This is a genomic window from Stanieria cyanosphaera PCC 7437 (genome assembly GCF_000317575.1).
GTDB lineage: Bacteria > Cyanobacteriota > Cyanobacteriia > Cyanobacteriales > Xenococcaceae > Stanieria > Stanieria cyanosphaera.
Map to the genome: position 1 here is coordinate 1,847,082 of NC_019748.1, position 18,704 is coordinate 1,865,785.

Annotated in this window: 12 protein-coding genes; 10 read left to right on the plus strand and 2 right to left on the minus strand. The window is 42.1% G+C overall.

Going from position 1 to position 18,704, the window contains the following annotated elements:
* The first annotated feature begins 392 nt into the window (after positions 1-392).
* The 5 genes from STA7437_RS08035 to STA7437_RS25425 all read left to right on the plus strand — a co-directional run bounded on the left by STA7437_RS08035 (position 393) and on the right by STA7437_RS25425 (position 5,696).
* Positions 393-1,973 (plus strand): photosystem II high light acclimation radical SAM protein, encoded by a 1,581-nt coding sequence (locus STA7437_RS08035; protein ID WP_015192882.1) that lies wholly within the window; start codon positions 393-395, stop codon positions 1,971-1,973.
* Between the two features lie 320 nt (positions 1,974-2,293).
* Positions 2,294-3,673, plus strand: coding sequence for a DICT sensory domain-containing protein (locus STA7437_RS08040; protein WP_015192883.1), 1,380 nt, complete (start codon positions 2,294-2,296; stop codon positions 3,671-3,673).
* A 43-nt stretch (positions 3,674-3,716) separates the two neighbouring features.
* Positions 3,717-4,376, plus strand: coding sequence for a pentapeptide repeat-containing protein (locus STA7437_RS08045; RefSeq protein ID WP_015192884.1), 660 nt, complete (start codon positions 3,717-3,719; stop codon positions 4,374-4,376).
* Positions 4,377-4,514: 138 nt separating this feature from the next.
* Positions 4,515-5,201: an ATP synthase subunit I gene (locus tag STA7437_RS08050; protein ID WP_150109047.1), complete on the plus strand. Its 687-nt coding sequence runs from the start codon at positions 4,515-4,517 to the stop codon at positions 5,199-5,201.
* A gap of 171 nt (positions 5,202-5,372) precedes the next feature.
* Positions 5,373-5,696 carry a hypothetical protein gene (locus tag STA7437_RS25425; protein WP_245562087.1) on the plus strand — a complete coding sequence of 108 codons (324 nt, stop codon included), beginning with the start codon at positions 5,373-5,375 and terminating at the stop codon, positions 5,694-5,696.
* A gap of 181 nt (positions 5,697-5,877) precedes the next feature.
* Here the strand turns inward: STA7437_RS25425 and STA7437_RS08055 are convergent, their stop codons facing one another.
* Both STA7437_RS08055 and STA7437_RS08060 read right to left on the minus strand, forming a co-directional pair.
* The gene (locus STA7437_RS08055) at positions 5,878-8,685 is read right to left on the minus strand and encodes a cyclic nucleotide-binding domain-containing protein (protein ID WP_015192886.1); all 2,808 of its coding nucleotides are present in this window, start codon (positions 8,683-8,685) and stop codon (positions 5,878-5,880) included.
* A 643-nt stretch (positions 8,686-9,328) separates the two neighbouring features.
* Positions 9,329-9,931 carry a DUF3611 family protein gene (locus STA7437_RS08060; protein ID WP_015192887.1) on the minus strand — a complete coding sequence of 201 codons (603 nt, stop codon included), beginning with the start codon at positions 9,929-9,931 and terminating at the stop codon, positions 9,329-9,331.
* 464 nt (positions 9,932-10,395) lie between these two features.
* On the opposite strand from STA7437_RS08060, the gene STA7437_RS08065 reads away from it, so the two are divergent.
* From STA7437_RS08065 to STA7437_RS08085, 5 genes are all read left to right on the plus strand, one after another.
* On the plus strand, positions 10,396-12,024 hold the full coding sequence (locus STA7437_RS08065) for an MFS transporter (RefSeq protein ID WP_015192888.1): 1,629 nt from the start codon (positions 10,396-10,398) through the stop codon (positions 12,022-12,024).
* A 646-nt stretch (positions 12,025-12,670) separates the two neighbouring features.
* The gene (locus STA7437_RS08070) at positions 12,671-13,819 is read left to right on the plus strand and encodes a response regulator transcription factor (protein WP_015192889.1); all 1,149 of its coding nucleotides are present in this window, start codon (positions 12,671-12,673) and stop codon (positions 13,817-13,819) included.
* A 59-nt stretch (positions 13,820-13,878) separates the two neighbouring features.
* Positions 13,879-17,634 carry a PAS domain S-box protein gene (locus STA7437_RS24795; RefSeq protein ID WP_015192890.1) on the plus strand — a complete coding sequence of 1,252 codons (3,756 nt, stop codon included), beginning with the start codon at positions 13,879-13,881 and terminating at the stop codon, positions 17,632-17,634.
* Positions 17,627-18,004: a response regulator gene (locus tag STA7437_RS08080; protein WP_015192891.1), complete on the plus strand. Its 378-nt coding sequence runs from the start codon at positions 17,627-17,629 to the stop codon at positions 18,002-18,004. The genes STA7437_RS24795 and STA7437_RS08080 overlap by 8 nt, the downstream gene beginning before the upstream one ends.
* Positions 18,005-18,310: 306 nt before the next feature.
* The gene (locus tag STA7437_RS08085; RefSeq protein ID WP_015192892.1) at positions 18,311-18,700 is read left to right on the plus strand and encodes a response regulator; all 390 of its coding nucleotides are present in this window, start codon (positions 18,311-18,313) and stop codon (positions 18,698-18,700) included.
* Positions 18,701-18,704 lie beyond the last annotated feature (4 nt).

An 18,704-nucleotide genomic window follows, 5' to 3' on the forward strand; every position in this document is an offset into this window, starting at 1 on the left:
AATTGGTTTGCTATTACACTTGATAAGCTAACACTTCCCGATCCCCACTAGCTGTAAAAGGGAATACCAATCAGAGCTTATCTTAGTGCCTTAAATCAGCTTTCATGGTATTATAGATTTTTTTAAGATTTGAACCTAGATTAGGTTAAAGATTGCGTTCGAGAGCAACCGTACTCTTGATAAGTTTTAATAAATTAAATTTGCTCATTTATTCCTGACTACTTTGAGATGAAATTTAGCTCAGGAGCAAATCAGTTGAGCGAAATTGGCTAGTTGATTGTAACTAATAATATAGTTAAAGTTAAGTTATATGAAAAAAATGATTAATTTTTCCTGGGGGAAGGAACTGGTTGGTTCAAAAACCTCAACAACTTTAAAAAAATTTTTATCCTATGACTCAGAAAATTCTCTATGTTCGTCTGCCTTGTAATCCCATTTTTCCCATAGGAGTTGTTTATCTAGCTGATTTTGTGCATAAGTTATTTCCCGACTTAGAACAAAAAATCTTTGACTTGGGAACAGTACCACCCTTAGATTTTGTACCAGCCTTAGAACAATGTATCGATCAATTTCAACCAACCCTGTTGGTATTTTCATGGCGAGATATTCAAATTTATGCACCTGTGGGAGGTAGAGGCGGAAATCCTCTGCAAAACGCTTTTGAATTTTACTATGCTAAAAATCCCCTAACTAGATTAAAAGGAGCTTTAGGAGGATTAAAAGTTACTACCGCTTATTATGGAGAACTTTGGCGCAATTTAGGCTTAATTAATCGCGGTTTAAAAAGAGCCAGAAAATATCATCCCGAAGCTCGCTCTATAGTTGGTGGTGGTGCAGTTAGTGTTTTTTATGAACAGTTAAAGCAAAAATTACCTCAAGGAACAATTGTTTCGGTTGGAGAAGGAGAACAATTATTAGCCAAACTTCTGCGCGGTGAAGATTTTAGTGATGAGCGTTGTTATGTAGTGGGAGAAACAGAACCACGAAAACGCTTAATCCACGAACAACCAGAGGCAATCGAAAAAACGGCTTGTAATTATGACTATATTGCTAAAATTTGGTCAGAATTTGATTATTATCTTCAAGAAAACGATTTTTATCTAGGAGTACAAACTAAACGAGGCTGTCCTCATAATTGCTGCTACTGCGTCTACACTGTAGTTGAAGGTAAGCAAGTTAGAATTAACCCTGCTGATGAAGTAGTTAAAGAAATGCGTCAGCTTTATGAGCGAGGTATCCGCAATTTTTGGTTTACTGATGCTCAGTTTATTCCAGCGCGTAGGTTTATCCCTGATGCTATCGAATTATTACAAAAAATTCTTGATTCGGGTATGAAAGATATTCACTGGGCTGCTTATATCAGGGCTGATAATCTTTCTCCCGAATTATGTGACTTAATGGTTCAAACTGGCATGAACTATTTTGAAATAGGGATTACTAGTGGTTCGCAAGAATTAGTTCGGAAGATGCGGATGGGTTACAATCTGCGTACTGTACTGCAAAATTGTCGAGATTTGAAAGCTGCTGGTTTTAATGATCTGGTTTCGGTTAACTATTCTTTTAACGTCATTGATGAAACGTACGATACTATCAGACAAACTGTAGCTTATCATCGAGAATTAGAACGGATTTTTGGTGCAGATAAAGTAGAACCAGCCATTTTCTTTATTGGTTTGCAACCTCATACTCATTTAGAAGAATATGCTTTTAAAAATGAAATTCTTAAACCTGGATACGATCCGATGAGTTTGATGCCTTGGACAGCCAAAAAACTGTTGTGGAACCCCGAACCCCTTGGTTCTTTTTTTGGAGAAGTTTGTCTGCAAGCTTGGCAACAAAATCCTAATGATTTTGGACGAGAAGTTATGGAAATTTTGGAACAAAAATTAGGAATTGCTTCATTAGAAGAGGCTTTAAGCGCACCCATAGAATCTGCTCAACCAGAATTAGCCACGATATCTTTAAACAAATAGGTAGGTGAGCTAATTCATAGTTATAAAACGCAGGAAGACAAAGGAAGCTTTCGGTGCTTCGGGTGCAACAAAATAGAAATAAGAGTTTTTATTTTATATTTAATTTTGTCTTGGTACTTAGAACAGCAAAAGCTTTGATAATTGTACAGAGGTAGCATACTACTGATAACTGTACAGACGTAAAATGTTGCGGTGAGACCCTGCGCCACGCCAGTCGCTCCACTTGGGGATACCCCAAGACCGCGCTGGCTCACCTGCGGGCGCAAAGGAACGCTCACCAAGACACGTCTCTACCAATAACTAATAACTGATAACTGAAAATGCTCGAAGGTTCAATCTTACAACAATTAGTACAAGCTCATCAAAACAGTAAAAGACCGATCAATTTGGGAGTTTATTACAAAAATACTTTAGTTGCTCTTTGTCATGCCCTGGAAGACTTTATTTTAGAGTCGGAAGATAAACCACTTATGATTGCAGCCTTTCAGCGAGGAAAATGGTATTTGGAAGAAGCTGAACGTTATAATGATTTGGCTCAAAAGTCGCTGCAAGTAGCAATTATGGCTGCACCAGAAGCCGGATTTGCAGAGCATCCTACTAGTCAAAAAGATAATGTAGCTTTAGTTAGTTTAAAACCTGACGATCCTGTGGCTCAAGAGTGGCACTTAATGATCATATCTTCCACCTATACAGCAATGGTTTTATGTCAGGAATTGTCTGAAGCAGATTATGGGATCGAAGGAAGACCTCATGCTGATTTAGAGCGAAAATTTTATGGTTTTTGGACTTTTGAGCCAGATTTAGTCACAGAAACTGTCAAATTAGCGATCGCACATATTCAAAGCTACAATCCAGATTTAGCTCATACCCTAACTACTCAAGTAGAACAAATCCTCACTCAATCTATTTCCCAACCAAGAGAAGATTTAAGTGTTGTCGTCTCACGAGTAGTAGAATACCTGCAAAATTGTCAACAGGATTTACATAATTCCCAACCAACCGCAGCCTATGCTTATTTTCAAGCCTTAGATGACAATATTGTTTCTAACGAAATGCAAGCTCTGTTACGCATGGCTCAAATCATCGACTTGACGGATGTACGCAACCCAATGGCTGCTACAGAAGTATCGGCAATGGCTGAAGCGATGGGACAATTATTAGATTTACCAGCTTGGCAAGTTAAGCGATTGCGTTTGGGAGGACTGTTATACCGTTTAGGTTTATTCTCTACAGTTAAGATTGATAATGAGAAAAAATCTCCTGTTCAACAACAAGTGTTACAAGCTTCCGAATCCTTACCCCAGGCATCAGTGTTGAGAATTATGCCTCAACTTCAAGCGATCGCTACAATTTTAACTCATCAAACCGAAGCTTGGGATGGCTCTGGTACTCCTGCAGGTTTAGCTTATGATAGCATTCCTCTCGAATCCAGAATTCTTCGTTTAGTTGCTGATTTTCAACAACAAGTTACAAACTATAGTCAAGCAGAAACAGTTGACAATCCTCTCGCTCAAGCTTTATCTTACTGCCAAAATCAAGCAGGAGAAACTTATGACCCCAAATTAGTAGAGGCACTAGGTTTACTGGTAATGGGGATGCAACAAGGAATGAGTATTCAAGCTTATCAACCCAAAATTGCGACTGGAATGTGGTTACTAGATTCAGAGCAAATTGGTAAAAATCCCACCACTTCTTCTTAAATTTGAGTAATACTTATAAACTAAAATTATTAATTACTAGCTGATGAGCAAAATAGAAGTAATTCGTGCAGGACAAGAAAAACATTTTCCAGGAATTGATTTAGAAGACGAAGATTTATCTGGCTGTCAATTAGAAAGAGTCAACTTGGCTGGTGCTAACTTAGTAGGCACAGATTTGCGTCAAGCTAACCTTAAAGGCGCAAGATTAGATGGGGCAAATTTGTTAGGAGCTCAACTCAATTTAACAGATTTGAGAGCTAATTTACTCGGTGCTAACTTAATGCAAACCGACTTAAGTAATGCAGATCTTAGAGGTAGTAATCTCCGAGGTGCTAATCTAATGGGAGCGAAAGTAACTCAAGCGTCTTTAGCAGGAGCATTTTTAAGCGGTGCTAATCTTACAGGAGTCAATTTTAAAGGAGTTGATTTTCGTGGCGCAGACTTAAGAGGTGCTAATCTCAGTGGTGCTAATCTCAAAGGAGCTAATTTAGCTCAAACCGATTTACAAGGTGCTAATCTCAGCGAAACCAATTTAGAAGAAGTTGATTTAAGAGGTGCTAATTTAGCGGGAGCAAATTTATCAGGAGCTAACTTGCTTTGCGCGGAAACCGAAGGAGCAAATTTTGATGGTGTAAATTTAGATCGAGCTTGTTTATTAGGTATTTCAACTGTAAAAAATGAAGTTAACATCTCGAAACAATAGCTGACTTGGACGTGATTGCCTTTAATAATTAACATTATTGTGATTCCGCCATAGGAAATTTTTGTGTCTAGAAGTTTATTTCGCTATCAGCAAATTATTAACTTGGTGTCCGCCCTTGGCTCAAATAGAATTTTGAGAATGCTTCAGCAACAGTTCAAAAACCATAGTGGTCGATTATTTTATGCTTTGGGAATTGGTTTATTGTGGTGGTGGAATTGGAAGTTACTACTAGCTACGGTAGGTGGAATGGGATTGATGTTGCTAGCCTATTCACTACAAACCAACCATTGGCAACAATCTTGGTTCAAATGGCAACGCTTTTTAACAGGTTCTCAAGGTAAGCTAGCGATCGCAGTTGGGACAGGAGGAATTGGTGCTTTTACTACTTATTTGGCAACTTCGATCTGGGCGGATACCGAAAATCGTTGGTTAGCTACAGGTTTGATTTTACAAGGCTTAGGAACTTTTATTACTGTAGGATTGTTAATTTGGCAGATTAGTTCTCATCGAGCGATCGCAACTATCACAAAATTTGAACAATTATTAGCGGATCTAACTGCTTCAGACTCACTTAAACGTCTGATTGCGATTCACCGCTTAACTCGTTTGGCAAGACATCATCGTTTATCTTCAGCAGAAGAAAGTCAATTAAAAGAATATTTTTGTCTAATGCTATCTCAATCTGAAGACATGACCATTAAACAAGCCCTGTTGGATAGTTTAGAACAGCTAGGCATTAATTTATTCAAGGCAAAAGAAAAGTCTGCCCTGCAAATTCCGATTCAACTACAAGCATCTGCTAAACCTATTTATCACAATAAATAGGTGTTGCTGAATTAGGGTATCAAATATTACCTTAATTTTAGAACAAAAGGATTAGAAGAGTATTATGAGATAAATCCTAATGTCACAGACCCTAGAGAACTACCTCCAGAATTCGCCAAAATCCTATTAGCACACGATATTTCCCATATTATTCTTGGTTGCGACACAGGTATGTATGACGAAATCAAAATACTACCATTAAGTTTTTGGACGAGCGATTTTAAGTTTGGGGATTTCATACGTACCCGTAAAGACCCCAAAATTAGACCTGCAATAGATATTATGTATGACGATTTAATTAAACAACATGGGGTTCTATGGCTTTATAGCTCAATTTTGTTCGTGTTACCGCGACTATTACCAGAAATTATAACCATCTGGTTCAAAACTCGTGCTACAAGAAAATATTACCCTTTTCTCAATTATAAATCTTTACTCAATCGCTCTCTGCTAGAAATACGCCAAGATTTCGACCTCTTACCATTGCTCAAATAAAAAGTTTTACCTTCTCTATTTGTAGTTTGTTCTTCATATTTTACTTCTCTTTCTTTTAAGACAGTTAGACCTTGGTTAAATGACCTTGGTTTTGATTTTTCTGTGACCGGGTGCAATTTAATCTCAATTTAATGATATGGCTTTGTTTTGAGCAGAATCGATGTGTTAATGACCCTTGGCTTTAAGCATGTGTTCCTAATCTCACGAGCCGTTGAAGCTGCCGACCTTCGAGATCTAAAATTCGACGGGCAAAACTAGAGTCTCTTTCAAGCAGATCGTCCAGCGCATCGACAGGAATTGCCACAATACGAGTTCTTTCACTTTCAGCAAGAATTGTATTTTCTAAGGTGCTGTGGGTTAGAACCTCCAGTTCATCAAGGATTTGTCCAGGATGAAGGCGATCAATTCGTATAATGGTTTGCCCATTCGTACCTTGAATGCTAGCATCGCCCTCAATCAGCAGTAGAAATTCTCGACAAGTATCGCCCGCCTCAGTAATCACATCGCCCTTAGTGTAGGTTTTAATTTCTGAACGATCGCTTAAGGCGATCAGTGTTTCGCACTGAAGACGATCAAAGAAATCACTGTTCGATAAATGCACCAGTTTTTCTAGAACAGGAAACTCTGTTAAAGCTGGAGAAGGGGGCAAAGCTAGTAACCGTTCTGCGGTGTCGTTTAGCAAAGATGGAGACGAGTCACGCTGGATCATTTGAGCCATAGTTTGAGCGCGTTGGGGATCGAGTTGGGCGATCGCAAATAGAGCCGCCGCCTGAATGACTGAATTGTAATGGTGCAACAGCGTTTCAAGATGACTCAAGGTATCCTGCGTCGATACTACTTGAGCAGATTGTTCTAGTGCTTGGGGCTGGATTAGCAAATCCGCAATGCTTTGCTGTAAATGAGATTGCCAAGAATTACGACTAACTAATTCTGTCGTCAAATGTGGCGAAAGTTGTTTGAGCGATCGGGCAATTGTCGTTGCGCTGGGATGGTCTTTTAGAGAAACAAGAATTTCCAGAATCGAGCGCACAATCAATTCTCGTTTATGCTGGACTCCCTGATGCAAAAGCTGCAAGATTGCAGGATGAGCTTGAAGGCTAGGATGGTTTAAATCGCGATCGCACAAATTCCACTCGTTTAACCGAGCGAGTAATGATTCTGCTTTCTGAGTGTTGCCAGCATCAGGCGCAAATCCGCTCAACACCCACTCTTCTTCTTGAGGTGTGATCGAATACTCACGACGCAATGCCCGAATCGCATCTGACGCTTCAGCCGATGAAGTGAATTCTGTAGAACTTATCTGCTGCTGCAATCGGAGAAATCGTTCCAATGATTTCTGGTAGCCTGTGAGACGGATTTGATTTTCGAGCGATCGCTTGCGGTTAGGATTGAGCAGTTCTGGATCTTTTACGCCTAATTCTTCCAAAACTTCTTGGTGTTCATCATCAGAAATCCCTAACTCATGACGCATTTGTTGAAGGACTGCGAGACTACTAGAGGTACTCACATAACCTTCCTCTAAAGCTTCTCGAACTACTCCTTTGTAAGCTTCATGCCGTTTCTCTTGGGTAAAGCCAGGAAGCACTTTCGCGAGAACATACACTTCATTGGTGTGTAAATCATCAAGAGAACGACCGTCTAGATACTGGGAGACATCAAGCTGTAATCGCTCAAGCTGCTTACGAAATCGGTTCGCCAGATTTTCCCGTGAATAGAGATCAGAACTCCGTCGCCAGGATTTTTGCAGCCATAGTGTACTCAAAAAAACAATGCTCAAATCAAAGGCATATTGCACCCAAATCGGGGTGAGTTGAAGCAAGGGACGACCTGCGAACAAAAAGAAGAAGTTAAATATAGCAAAGGTACAAATTACAAAAATGCGATGCCGAATCAGATCGGTATCTGAGTGTTTGTGATGTTGTTGATCGTAAGATTTGGCCCGCTGTTCAATCCAAGTTCCGAGGAAATAGCCGGTCGCACTAAATCCACCCAGCACCAGCGGCACCGCAAAAAGCTTCGGAATGTTGATCGGCTGTCCCGATAGATAAAGACCGGGACTCATCAGCGAAGCAAGCTGATTCGGATCGCGATTCCAAACGCCCGAAAAGTAATAGTCCCAGTTGCCCGCATACAGATAGTAGTAGAGAAAATAGCCAACCACTAAACCGACATAACCATATCGGATGATCGATTCTTCGGGATTGTTCAAGCCATTCCAATAAGTTCGTTCCGAATCAATATCAAAACAGGGACTCTGGCAGGCAACACAGGCACTTTGTTCATTGCCATCTGATTGCACGGTGCGACACATTGATTGAGTAATCCGCTGTTCACTCATATGAGCCTTGCTACCAAGCAAACCTCGTGGCTCACTAAAAATCGTCTGCACCGGAGCCATCGGGCAGAAATATTGACACCAGGACTTACCGCCGTAATAGTAGCCAACCGCGATTGCTGCCACGATCGTAAAAACTAGCCACAGTCCTAGAACTAAGCGGTCAGCATTAAAAAACAGAATTCTTCCACACAGTCCAATAAACAGCCAACCAAACTGTACATAAGGATAGTTTCTGCCCAGCCAAGAATCGGATTTCACTTTCGCAAGCTCGTAGCGAATCTTACCCGTTTTCGGGTTTTCCCGTTTGAACTGCCGCTGTTTACCGAGTCCTCTTGGAATCTGAGACAGAAAAGCCAGCGGACAAATCCGCCGCCAGAGTTCATGTCCAAACACGAGCAAGATGAAAATCCCAGAAGGAACGATCGCACCCCAAAATAAAGTTGCTCCGATCGGGTAAGGCTGCTCTTCAACACAACTGCCCTGTACCTGAATACACTGACCTGTGAGCCGCAAAGGGCTCCAGGTATGATCGGGTTTTGTAAGCGCTACAGTCCAAGGATCGTAAAACAGAGATGCAATCACTAAGAGCCAACTGATCGTTAAGACCCATCTTACCGAGTGCATCGGACGTTCTGGCAATTGTGCAAACATGAATAGTCTCCGGTAAGTGAATGTTGTGAGTCAATTCGGGATGCTGTATGATAAACTTTTGCGCCACTTCTTTGAAGCGAGGTAGTTTGTCAAAAGCTTCTTTTGGAAACACCGAAACTGCCATCAGCGAGAGTAAACCAACCAGCGATCGTAAACCCCAAGAATAATTAAAGCAATATTGAGGGCGATCACCCAACCCGTAGACTTTCTAATGTTGTCATCAACAAGATCTGGAGTTATCATGTGTACCTCGCTTTTAGAGGGGTATTCAAGATTTGAGAACTGAATTAACACTTCAGCGTAAGTTCATATGCGGAAGGTGAGATGCAACCTGCACTGAACGGCTTGGAGCGCTCATGTGCTGTGATGAAGCACCTATTGAAATGAATGCGATACGCTTCTTCAAATTAAAACAATAAGATATGAAACTGATATGATGTCGCCCTCTCAGATGAAATGAATCCGTTATCGACATTTGATGCTCTAATTCTTGTATTCCTTTGCGAATAGTGCGTCGATTCCACCCCAGTTCTCGTTCTGCAGTAATCTAAAAAATTTTCGACATTGATTCTGGTTCAGAAGCTTGGTTATGCGATCGCCAAAGTTGATTGACCGAACTTCTTAGAATAGCGAAGATTGAAAATTAATCCTGTGGGTTGCGATGTTGTCCAATCTGATAGAGCAACAGTAATGCCACAATAGTTCCAATTAATCCGGCGGCGATCGCATTTACCATGGCTTGAATTGCAATCATATTCGATGGTGCGATTAATGCTCCCTGGGTCATTGTCGTCGTAGTTTGATTGGGGACAATTACAGTGGAACCTTGAGGCAGTATCAACATTTTGAAGGTCAATTCACCCACCCGCATTAAGGCGATTAGTACGGCAATTGTCATAATACCGAGGTTGGCAACTAGCCCTAACTTCAGATCTCGAAATACCTTGGATTTGGTCGGACGCAGTTCCCTACTTTCTAGCTTGTTTGCTAGCTGCGTATAGCGAAAACACCAGTAGATACTGAAGATTAAAATTGCCAGACAGGCGATCGCAAACCATAAACCAAAGGAAAACACGCGGAGTTGCTGCTGTCGCGTTCTAAATAAAATAGTTGTGATCGTTACTAGAAGCGGAATAAATCCGAGTAGGGCTTGTAACCAAAAGCCAATCCATCCCAACCTGCGGAGAGAACTGGCAATCTGTTGGGGAGTTGGGCTAATAGATTTAGGCTTGAGGAAATCAATCATAGGATGGATTAATTTAAAAGAAAGTTAAAGTATCCATCTGTGGTTTTCACAGTGAAGTAGAACGGAAATTTAGTCTTACTTATCGCTCGATAAATTCTTTTTAAAATCGTCTTCGATCACAATAATATTCAAATTAATTTAGAAGATAAAAATATGAAACTTATATGAAATTAAAAAATTCCTTAAATAGCGATCGCTGTTGTCTCGAATTGGATCGTCTTGAGCAAGGTTAAAATCTTGCGGTCGTTGTGTTACAAAAAAAAATCAATGGTAGGCTGAATGAATATTCTAGTGGACTGGCACTTCGATTGCAGATCGACTCTCTCTACATACTTTGTGTAAGAGAAAATCGTATTTTCTTTAAAAGCAGCTAACTAATTTAACCTACCAGGCACAGGAGGCAAAAAAAAACCAGTCTTTAGGTAAAACCTTAAGCTTATAATCAGGTATCTGCCGAGGCGTATATGGAGCAAACGCAAAAAGTTCAATTCGCACATAAAACTTTTTGGGCGATCGCTATCACTTTATTTATGATTGCCTACAATGTCAGTGTCATGCCTACCATTATGTCTCCGCTCGTGCGCGATCTCAATTCGAGTGTTGGTGCCATACAGAGTATTTTGGTCGTATATTTCCTTGTAGCTGCTTCCTTTGCACCCTCAACGGAAAATCTGTGTCGCTTTTACGGTCGAACTCGTATATTTAGCATCAGCTTAGTTTTGTATGGTATTGGGATGACCCTCACCTCCCTAAGTCCTACAATTGAAATTCTTGCCCTCTGTTTTTCACTATTGACGGGTCTGGCTTCGACACCTTTGATTAGTACTCCTTTGGCGATCGCTGATTTAATTTATGGCGACGATGAAGAGCGAGTAACTATAGCGCTTATTTTAGCTTCGACACTGGGGGGCTTGTTTGGTTCTTTGCTTGGAGGTTATCTTGCCTCCAATTTGGGTTGGCGTTGGGCATTTGTGCCTTCACTGCTGGTTCTGATGTTCGTGTTCCGTTTGAGGCGATCGCTACCTAATCTAATTGTCAACTGTACGCAACCTATAGATTGGATCGGAGGTTTACTCTCCTTTTTAGGACTTAGTTCTATTTTTGTAGGTATGAGCTTGGCGGGAGAATTCGGGTGGTGGGAACCAAAACGAGCGTTTTCAATTGCGGGTTTGATTATTCCACCTTTTGCGATCTCGATCGTACCTACATTATTTGCCGTGGGGATGATTCTTTTGGGGTTCTTTGTTTTCTGGCAACGACGACAGGCAAACCTAGGTAAGGCTTGTTTGTTCCGAGTCGGACTATTGCGTAACCGAGAATTCGTCTTGGGGCTTCTTACTGCGATGCTGCATACACTGATTGTAACGGGCGTGCAATTTAACCTATTTCAATTTGTACCGCTTGCCTTATCGCTCAATCCATTTAGAACGGCACTAACGATAATACCTTACAACCTAACCATGGTAATCGTTATAATCTCCGTCCTGAAGTATTTAGTTTTGGGCAATCGCATCACACCTAAGTATATTGTCTGTATTGGCATTTCTTTGCTTGCTGCTGGCATTGGAGTGCTTTACAGTAGCCTGCATCTCTCAGTTACCTCATTAGAACTGATGCCGGGGTTAATTATTATGGGCGTGGGTTCGGGATTATTTTCGTCATATATTAGCACCCTTACTTACTCAAACGCTTCAAAGGGAGACAAACCTCAAGCCTCTGGCATTTACGATCCCATTCAGAATTTGGGCTGTTCCTTGGGACGAGGAATCCTCGGTACAGCACTTGTATATTATACCGCTCGAAGCATTGTGGATGACATTTTAGAAAACCTTGGCAAAACCTTGTCACCAGTCGAACGTCTTGAAGTGATTGTTAAGTTACAAGAAATGTTGCAAACCTTTTCTCGAGAAGAAGTTAGAGAAGTATTTGCTAACAAACTGCCACCATCAATCTATCCATTGCTGCGATTGATTAGTCTTGATGCAGCAACTTCAGGAATCAAAATTTCTCTATTAATTGCACTCTTCCTGACGGGGATTTGTTTTCTGCTCGCCGTCACTTTACCCAAGTATCCTTCGTGTCGTCGTTCCTAGAGACTTACAAGTAAAAAAATAGCCCATCCTTTTGAGAGAAAGAGTATAGTTGCAAGGTGCAGGGGGAGAAAAATTTATCTATTGAAGTTTATTTTAAGGGTGATAGTAAGATTAAATCAATGTAAACTATCTCACTTTTGGCAACATACTTCTGATATATATTGAGTTGACCTTATAAAAAAATAATTTCACTATTCAACTACTTATAACTGTGATCGCTCTATTGATTAATAGCGTGAATTTATGATTTGAAAAAAAGATTGTCAAACTTAAGTAAGTCTTTTTAAGCAAACGATCGCTTGACTTTCGCTCCTGCCTACCTAAAACATTTGCAACAAAATTTAAATTATTTTTAAAATCCAAATTTGGCAGGCACGATGATCGGAGGTTTTCAAACTTCCAATCTATTTCAAAACAGGTTGTGACAGTTGAGTCAGACTCTAGACAACATCAGCTTTTAACGCATCTTTGCCAGGCAGCTTTTGCTGTTATTTAAATAATAATTTCTCCAGAAATTAAATTTTAACTACGGTTTATTCAATGGGTTTAAATTAAGCTTTGGAAATGTCTAATGAAAAGATATTAGAAAAAGCAATTCTGTCTAGACTCTGCTTTCAGCTAATGCAAAGTTGACAGGAGAGTGCATATGAAAATTCTGTTTATAGAAGATGATGAACATACTAGTGAACTATTCTCAGCCATGCTCTCTAGCCATCGTTATACAGTCGATGTGGTTGCAGATGGAATGGCAGGGTTAGATCTAGCAACTCGATCAAATTACGATCTGATTCTTTTAGATCTTTTGATTCCAACGTTAAATGGACTTGAAGTTTGCCGTCGTTTACGCGCTCAAGGCTGTCAAACACCAATTCTGATGCTAACAACGAAAGACGCGAACGAAGATGTTATTGCCGGACTTGATGCTGGTGCCGATGACTATGTTGCCAAATCTTGCGCTTCTTCCCAGCTACTGGCAAGATTGCGAGCAATTCTGAGGCGCGATCAAAGATACTCATCTTCGCCAGTATTAACTTGGGGGCTACTCTGTCTCGATCCTACTTCAGCTAGGGTTACTTACGACCGCAAAGAAATTTCCCTGCGTCCCAAAGAATACAATCTGCTCGAACTATTTCTCCGCCACCCCCAACACATTCTCAGCCGTAGTGCCATTATTGATCGCCTGTGGTCGATCGAAAAAACTCCCGTTGAAGGTTCTGTCACCACTTTAATCAAAGACTTACGGCATCGTTTGAAGTCTGCCGGAATGGAGGATGATTCGATCGAGACAGTTTATGGGTTGGGATATCGGTTAAAAGCAGCACCAAAAGAAGACAAAAGAACACGGGAATCGGAGTATGTAAAGAGGAGAAGCGAAGAGGGCGCGATTGCCTGGGAATTTGATTTGCCAGTGGATTGGGACGAGGATTGGCAAGTTCGAGAGCAGCGAGGGAGAATAGCAATTGAGAAAATTACAGCTCGTTTTCAGATCTCACTCGAGCAAAGAATTACTGCATTGGAAGCAGTAGAGCGATCGTTTCAAACAGGCGATTTTACCGTGCAGCAACAACAAGCTGCGCGAACACAAGCCCATAAACTAGCAGGCGGATTGGGAACATTTGGTTATATTAAAGCTTCGGAGATAGCACGAGCGATCGAATGCTTATTGGAAACCAAGATTAGCCAAGAAACACAATTAGCCAAGCAGTTCTCTCAATTGTTGGAAGAGTTGAGACAGAAACTGACTAAACCGTTGAGCGATAAATTAATTGCGGAGCCAAGCCTTACCAGGAGGTGATTGAGAACGCGGGATTTTTTAGATTAAGTTGTTTATTTTTTCAGCGTTAAGCATCCCTCATGCCCCTCGCCCTTTCACAAATTTTCCACCGCTTGATCGCCAATGTTCCGCTACGTTGGGTATTAACAATTCCATTCGTATTGCCAACTATTGGAGCGGTAGCAATAGTAGGTTATCTGTCCTATCGGGACGGGCAGGAAGCAGTAGAAGATTTGGGTCATCAACTAGTAGCAGAGACGAACGAGCGGGTAAAGCAAGAACTCGAAACGTATCTGCAAACACCTGTATTAATTAATCGTTTGAATGTAGATGCAGTCGCTCGGGGACAACTCGATCTCCAAAATATTGTAGCACTCGAAGCTGTCTTATTTGCTCGGTTGCAGCAATTCGAGCGAGTATCGGCAGTTTTATTTGCCAGTCCTCAAGGCACGTTTAGGTTGGTTGACCGACTGCCAGATTTGTATTTGGTCGTTGCCGATCCCCCTCGTCCCGAGCAAATCCTCATCTATAGCCTGAACAGCGACGGCAGCCGAAAAGAACTCGTCCGCACGAACGAAGGCTTAGATGTTCGACGCGATAACCCTTGGTATCGACGAGCTGTCAGGACGGGTAAGCCTGGATGGAGTCCAATTGCCCAGTATGGTTCTCTTAATTTCCTGACCTTAGATGCGTCTCAACCTGTTTACGACCGCACTACAAAAAGTCTGCTCGGAGTTTTTGCAGTTCATATTCGACTAGATTATTTGAGTGAGTTTCTCCATCACTTGGACATCAGTCGCTCCGGTCGAGTTATCATTATGGATCGAAATGGTGCCCTTATCGCCACGTCTACAGAGGAACAACCCTATAAATTTCTGGCTGGAACGGGGTATCAACGCCAGTTCGAGCAAATAAATATTGATGAAAGTCAGGATAATTTAACGCGATCGCTGGGGAAATATTTGCGCAAGCGTCCAGAGATATTGAAATCTCTCGAGCGAACCCGTCTCTTGGATTTTCGCTACAACGGTGAACTGCAATTGGTACAGATCGCGCCGTTTCAAGATCAATACGGGCTTAATTGGCAAATTGTGACGGTAATTCCCAAGTCTCATTTCCTAAAAGATATTCAAGAGAATAAACGGACAACAGCTTTGCTTTGTCTGTTGACTCTAGGCGTGGCACTCGCGCTGGGACTGGTCGCTGCCGATAAACTCACAGCAAGCTTTGCGCGATTAAGTCGAGTCAGTCGAGAATTGGCAGCAGGGAATCTCGCTCGACGGCTACCAACCGACAGTTCAATCTACGAATTAAACGGTCTGGCACAAACATTTAACCAAATGGCAGACCAACTACAACAGTCCTTTGATCGCATCCAAATTGCCCTAGAAGAATCTGAAGAGAAATTCGCGACTGTTTTCCGTACCAGTCCCGACCCTATGGCGATCGCTAGCTTAGCTGAGGGACGCATCTTAGAAGTTAACGACAGTCACGTCGATTTCTTTGGCTATTCCCGTGCAGAGACTATCGGTCGTACTGTCTTAGTACTCAACCTATGGAGCAACCTAGATGAGCGCGAAAAGTTCAGAGCCTTACTGCATCAGCAAGGAAGCGTTCGCAATTTGGAAGCGCAATTACGCACGAAATCCGGTGAAGTCAGAACAGTTTTGGTGTCTGCCGAAGTTCAAACTTTAGAAGGACAAGACTGCACGATCATAGTACTTCGGGATATTAGTGAACGCAAACAAGCACAAGCAGCTCTACAAGAAAGCGAAACTCGCTTCCGTCAATTAGCAGAAACCGTGCGGGAAGGATTTTTCGTTTATGAAACAAAATCGGATCACTACTCCTACGTGAATCCTGCCTATGCAGCCATCATGGGAACACCAGCCCAATTGTTCTACCAAGGAATGTTCCATTGGCTGAACAATATTCACCCCGACGATTGCGATCACATCGAAGCAGGTTTACTGAGGGAACATCAAGGCGAAAACTTTGATGAAGAGTATCGCTTTATCCGCCCGAATGGGGAAATACGCTGGTTGCGATCAAAAGCATTTCCACTCCGAGACGAGACTAAAACCATCGTTCGGATTGTAGGGACGGTAGAGGATATTACCGAGCGCAAACAGTTAGAGCAATCGCTGCGATCGCAAGCAGAAGAGGAACGGTTAATTACTACCATCACCCAGAACATTCGTCAGTCTCTAGATTTAAAAAAGATTCTGGCAACTACGGTGATCGAAGTGCAGCAGACTCTCAATGCCGAGCGCGTCTTGATTTTCCGAATGAACCCAGATGGTTCGGGACAGGTAATTGAGGAAGCCGTTGTCCCAAAATATCCAGTGACTGACCAAATGCGTTGGGAAGACGAACATTTTCCAGAAGATTGCTATGAATATTACCGACAGGGAATCCCCCGAATCGTACCCGATGTCGCAACCGATGAATGGGCGAAATGTCTGGTCGAGTTTATGCAAGAGGTAGGTGTTAAGTCTAAAGTAGTTGCGCCGATCGTACAGGTGTATGAAAAATCCTCCACGAACGCGAAAGTCTGGGGTTTACTGATCGTTCATGCCTGTTCCCATTACCGCCAGTGGCAAGAATCAGAAGTCGATTTCTTGCAGCGAATCGGCAACCAGTTGGCGATCGCGATCAACCAGGCGAACCTCTATCAGCAGTTGCAAGCAGAACTGGCAGAGCGTCAACAGACTGAAGAAGCTTTCAGGGAAAGTGAAGAACTTTTTCGCAGAGCCTTTGATGATGCGCCCATCGGGATTGCCCTCGTTTCACCTACCGGACAATTTCTCAAAGCAAATACTTACTATTGCAACCTGCTGGAATATAGCGAAGAAGAACTATTAACTCTTACATTTCAAAATATTACCCATCCGACAGATTTAGAAGCAGATTTTGAGGTTTTTCGCCAGATGATGGCAGGTGAAATTCGTTCGTATCACCTTGAAAAACGATACATCACCAAGCAAGGAATAGTCATTCCAGTACTCTTGAATGCAGCATCTATCCGCGATCAAGACGATCGACCCCTTTATTGTGTGGGACAAATTCAAGACATTCGCGATCGCCTAAAAGTGGAACGAATGAAAGATGAATTTATTTCCGTTGTCAGCCACGAACTCCGCACTCCCTTAACTTCTATTCGAGGTGCGCTCGGCATTCTAGGCTCGGGTGTTTTCGACAATAGACCAGAAAAAGCCAAACATATGCTACAAATTGCCATCAACAATAGCGATCGCTTGGTGCGACTCGTCGATGACATTCTCAGTTTAGAACGATTGGAGTCTGGTAAAGTCCAGCTCGTGATGGAGCAATGTCAGGTCGCAGAATTAATGCAACAAGCTATAGACAGCTTACAGGCACTTGCCGAGCGAGCAGATCTGACTCTTTCAGTCACTCCCATCTCGGCAACTTTATGGGCAGCCCCCGATGCGATCATTCAGACTCTTACCAACCTACTGAGCAATGCCATTAAGTTTTCCTCACCAGGAGATACGGTTTGGCTCAAGGCTGAAATAGGCAGTGGAGAATGGGCAACGGCCAATGGGCAACAATTCTCCGATACCCAGACTCCCTACATTCTCTTTACAGTTAAAGATCGAGGGCGCGGTATTCCCGAAGATAAACTCGAAATCATTTTTGAACAGTTCCAACAGGTGGATGTGTCCGATTCTCGGCAAAAAGGGGGAACCGGATTGGGGCTGTCAATTTGTAAAAGAATCGTGCAACAACATGGCGGACGAATTTGGGTAGAGAGTAGCCTCGGAGAGGGAAGCACCTTTTACTTTACATTGCCGATCAAGGAGGAAAATGACTAAACGGATTCTCATTGTGGATGATGAAGAAGATATTCGCGATGTCGTGCAGGTATCCCTAGAAGAATTTGGGGGTTGGTTGGCGATCGCTGCTGCTTCGGGTAGTGAAGGATTGCAAATCGCTAAAACCGAAGCGTTAGATGCGATTTTGTTGGATGTATCAATGCCCGATCTAGATGGTTTTCAGCTATGTGAGGAACTCAAGATAGACCCTACAACTCAGAACATTCCAGTGATTTTGTTGACAGCGAAAGTTTTGCCAAGCGATCGCCAGCGATTTGCCGCTCTCGAGGTTGCAGGCGTGATCGCCAAGCCCTTCGATCCAATAACGGTTTGGCAACAGGTTGCAGAAATATTGGATTGGAATGGATAAAAACGTCTTTTCATATCAATTTCATATCTTTTTGTTCTAATCTAAAAAGCGAATCATCTCAGTCACTTTTATGTGTTTACTGTCATGTTGGAGTGGCGATCGATGTTTTAAACTAAGCTTTCTAAAAGCTACACGAGCATGATTATACTTCTGCACGGGTTATGGTAACGCTTGCCAGACAAGTGTTATAAAAGCTGTAACTGAACTTCGATCTCCATTTTCAGGCTGAAGAAATGCTTAAACAGCTTCTTGAATAGTCATCCTAATGAAGGCTGTTCCCTTTTTAACGACAGAGGGGCGTTATTCATGTCTAGAAAATCAATTTTATTGATCGAACATGAAGCCAGCATCGGAGAAGTTTTGCGTACCTGCCTCAGTGAGTTCGGCGGCTGGAGAGTCATTCTATCGAACTCGATTCAAGAGGGAGTCGATCTGTGTATGGCGACTCGCCCTGATGTCATCTTGCTAGATACTTCTATTTCAGAAATAGATGCTCTGATATTTATCGAACAACTGAAACAACATTCAATGGATAGAGCTATCCCAATTTTACTGATTACTGCCAGAGCCAGTTGGTTTACCTTAAAGCAACTTCACCAAATGGGATTTGCTGGAGCGATCGCCAAACCTTTTAATCCCTCAACTCTATCCACTCAAATTTCTCACTTGCTGGGATGGAGTGAGAAAGAGTTTTAGCCAG

Coding starts and splice junctions, on each gene's coding strand:
- STA7437_RS08050 (WP_150109047.1), top strand. CDS start 4,515: ATGCTTCAGCAACAGTTCAAAAACCATAGTGGTCGATTATTTTATGCT.
- STA7437_RS25425 (WP_245562087.1), top strand. CDS start 5,373: ATGTATGACGAAATCAAAATACTACCATTAAGTTTTTGGACGAGCGAT.
- STA7437_RS08060 (WP_015192887.1), bottom strand. CDS start 9,931: ATGATTGATTTCCTCAAGCCTAAATCTATTAGCCCAACTCCCCAACAG.
- STA7437_RS08055 (WP_015192886.1), bottom strand. CDS start 8,685: ATGTTTGCACAATTGCCAGAACGTCCGATGCACTCGGTAAGATGGGTC.
- STA7437_RS08065 (WP_015192888.1), top strand. CDS start 10,396: ATGGAGCAAACGCAAAAAGTTCAATTCGCACATAAAACTTTTTGGGCG.
- STA7437_RS08035 (WP_015192882.1), top strand. CDS start 393: ATGACTCAGAAAATTCTCTATGTTCGTCTGCCTTGTAATCCCATTTTT.
- STA7437_RS24795 (WP_015192890.1), top strand. CDS start 13,879: ATGCCCCTCGCCCTTTCACAAATTTTCCACCGCTTGATCGCCAATGTT.
- STA7437_RS08070 (WP_015192889.1), top strand. CDS start 12,671: ATGAAAATTCTGTTTATAGAAGATGATGAACATACTAGTGAACTATTC.
- STA7437_RS08085 (WP_015192892.1), top strand. CDS start 18,311: ATGTCTAGAAAATCAATTTTATTGATCGAACATGAAGCCAGCATCGGA.
- STA7437_RS08040 (WP_015192883.1), top strand. CDS start 2,294: ATGCTCGAAGGTTCAATCTTACAACAATTAGTACAAGCTCATCAAAAC.
- STA7437_RS08045 (WP_015192884.1), top strand. CDS start 3,717: ATGAGCAAAATAGAAGTAATTCGTGCAGGACAAGAAAAACATTTTCCA.
- STA7437_RS08080 (WP_015192891.1), top strand. CDS start 17,627: ATGACTAAACGGATTCTCATTGTGGATGATGAAGAAGATATTCGCGAT.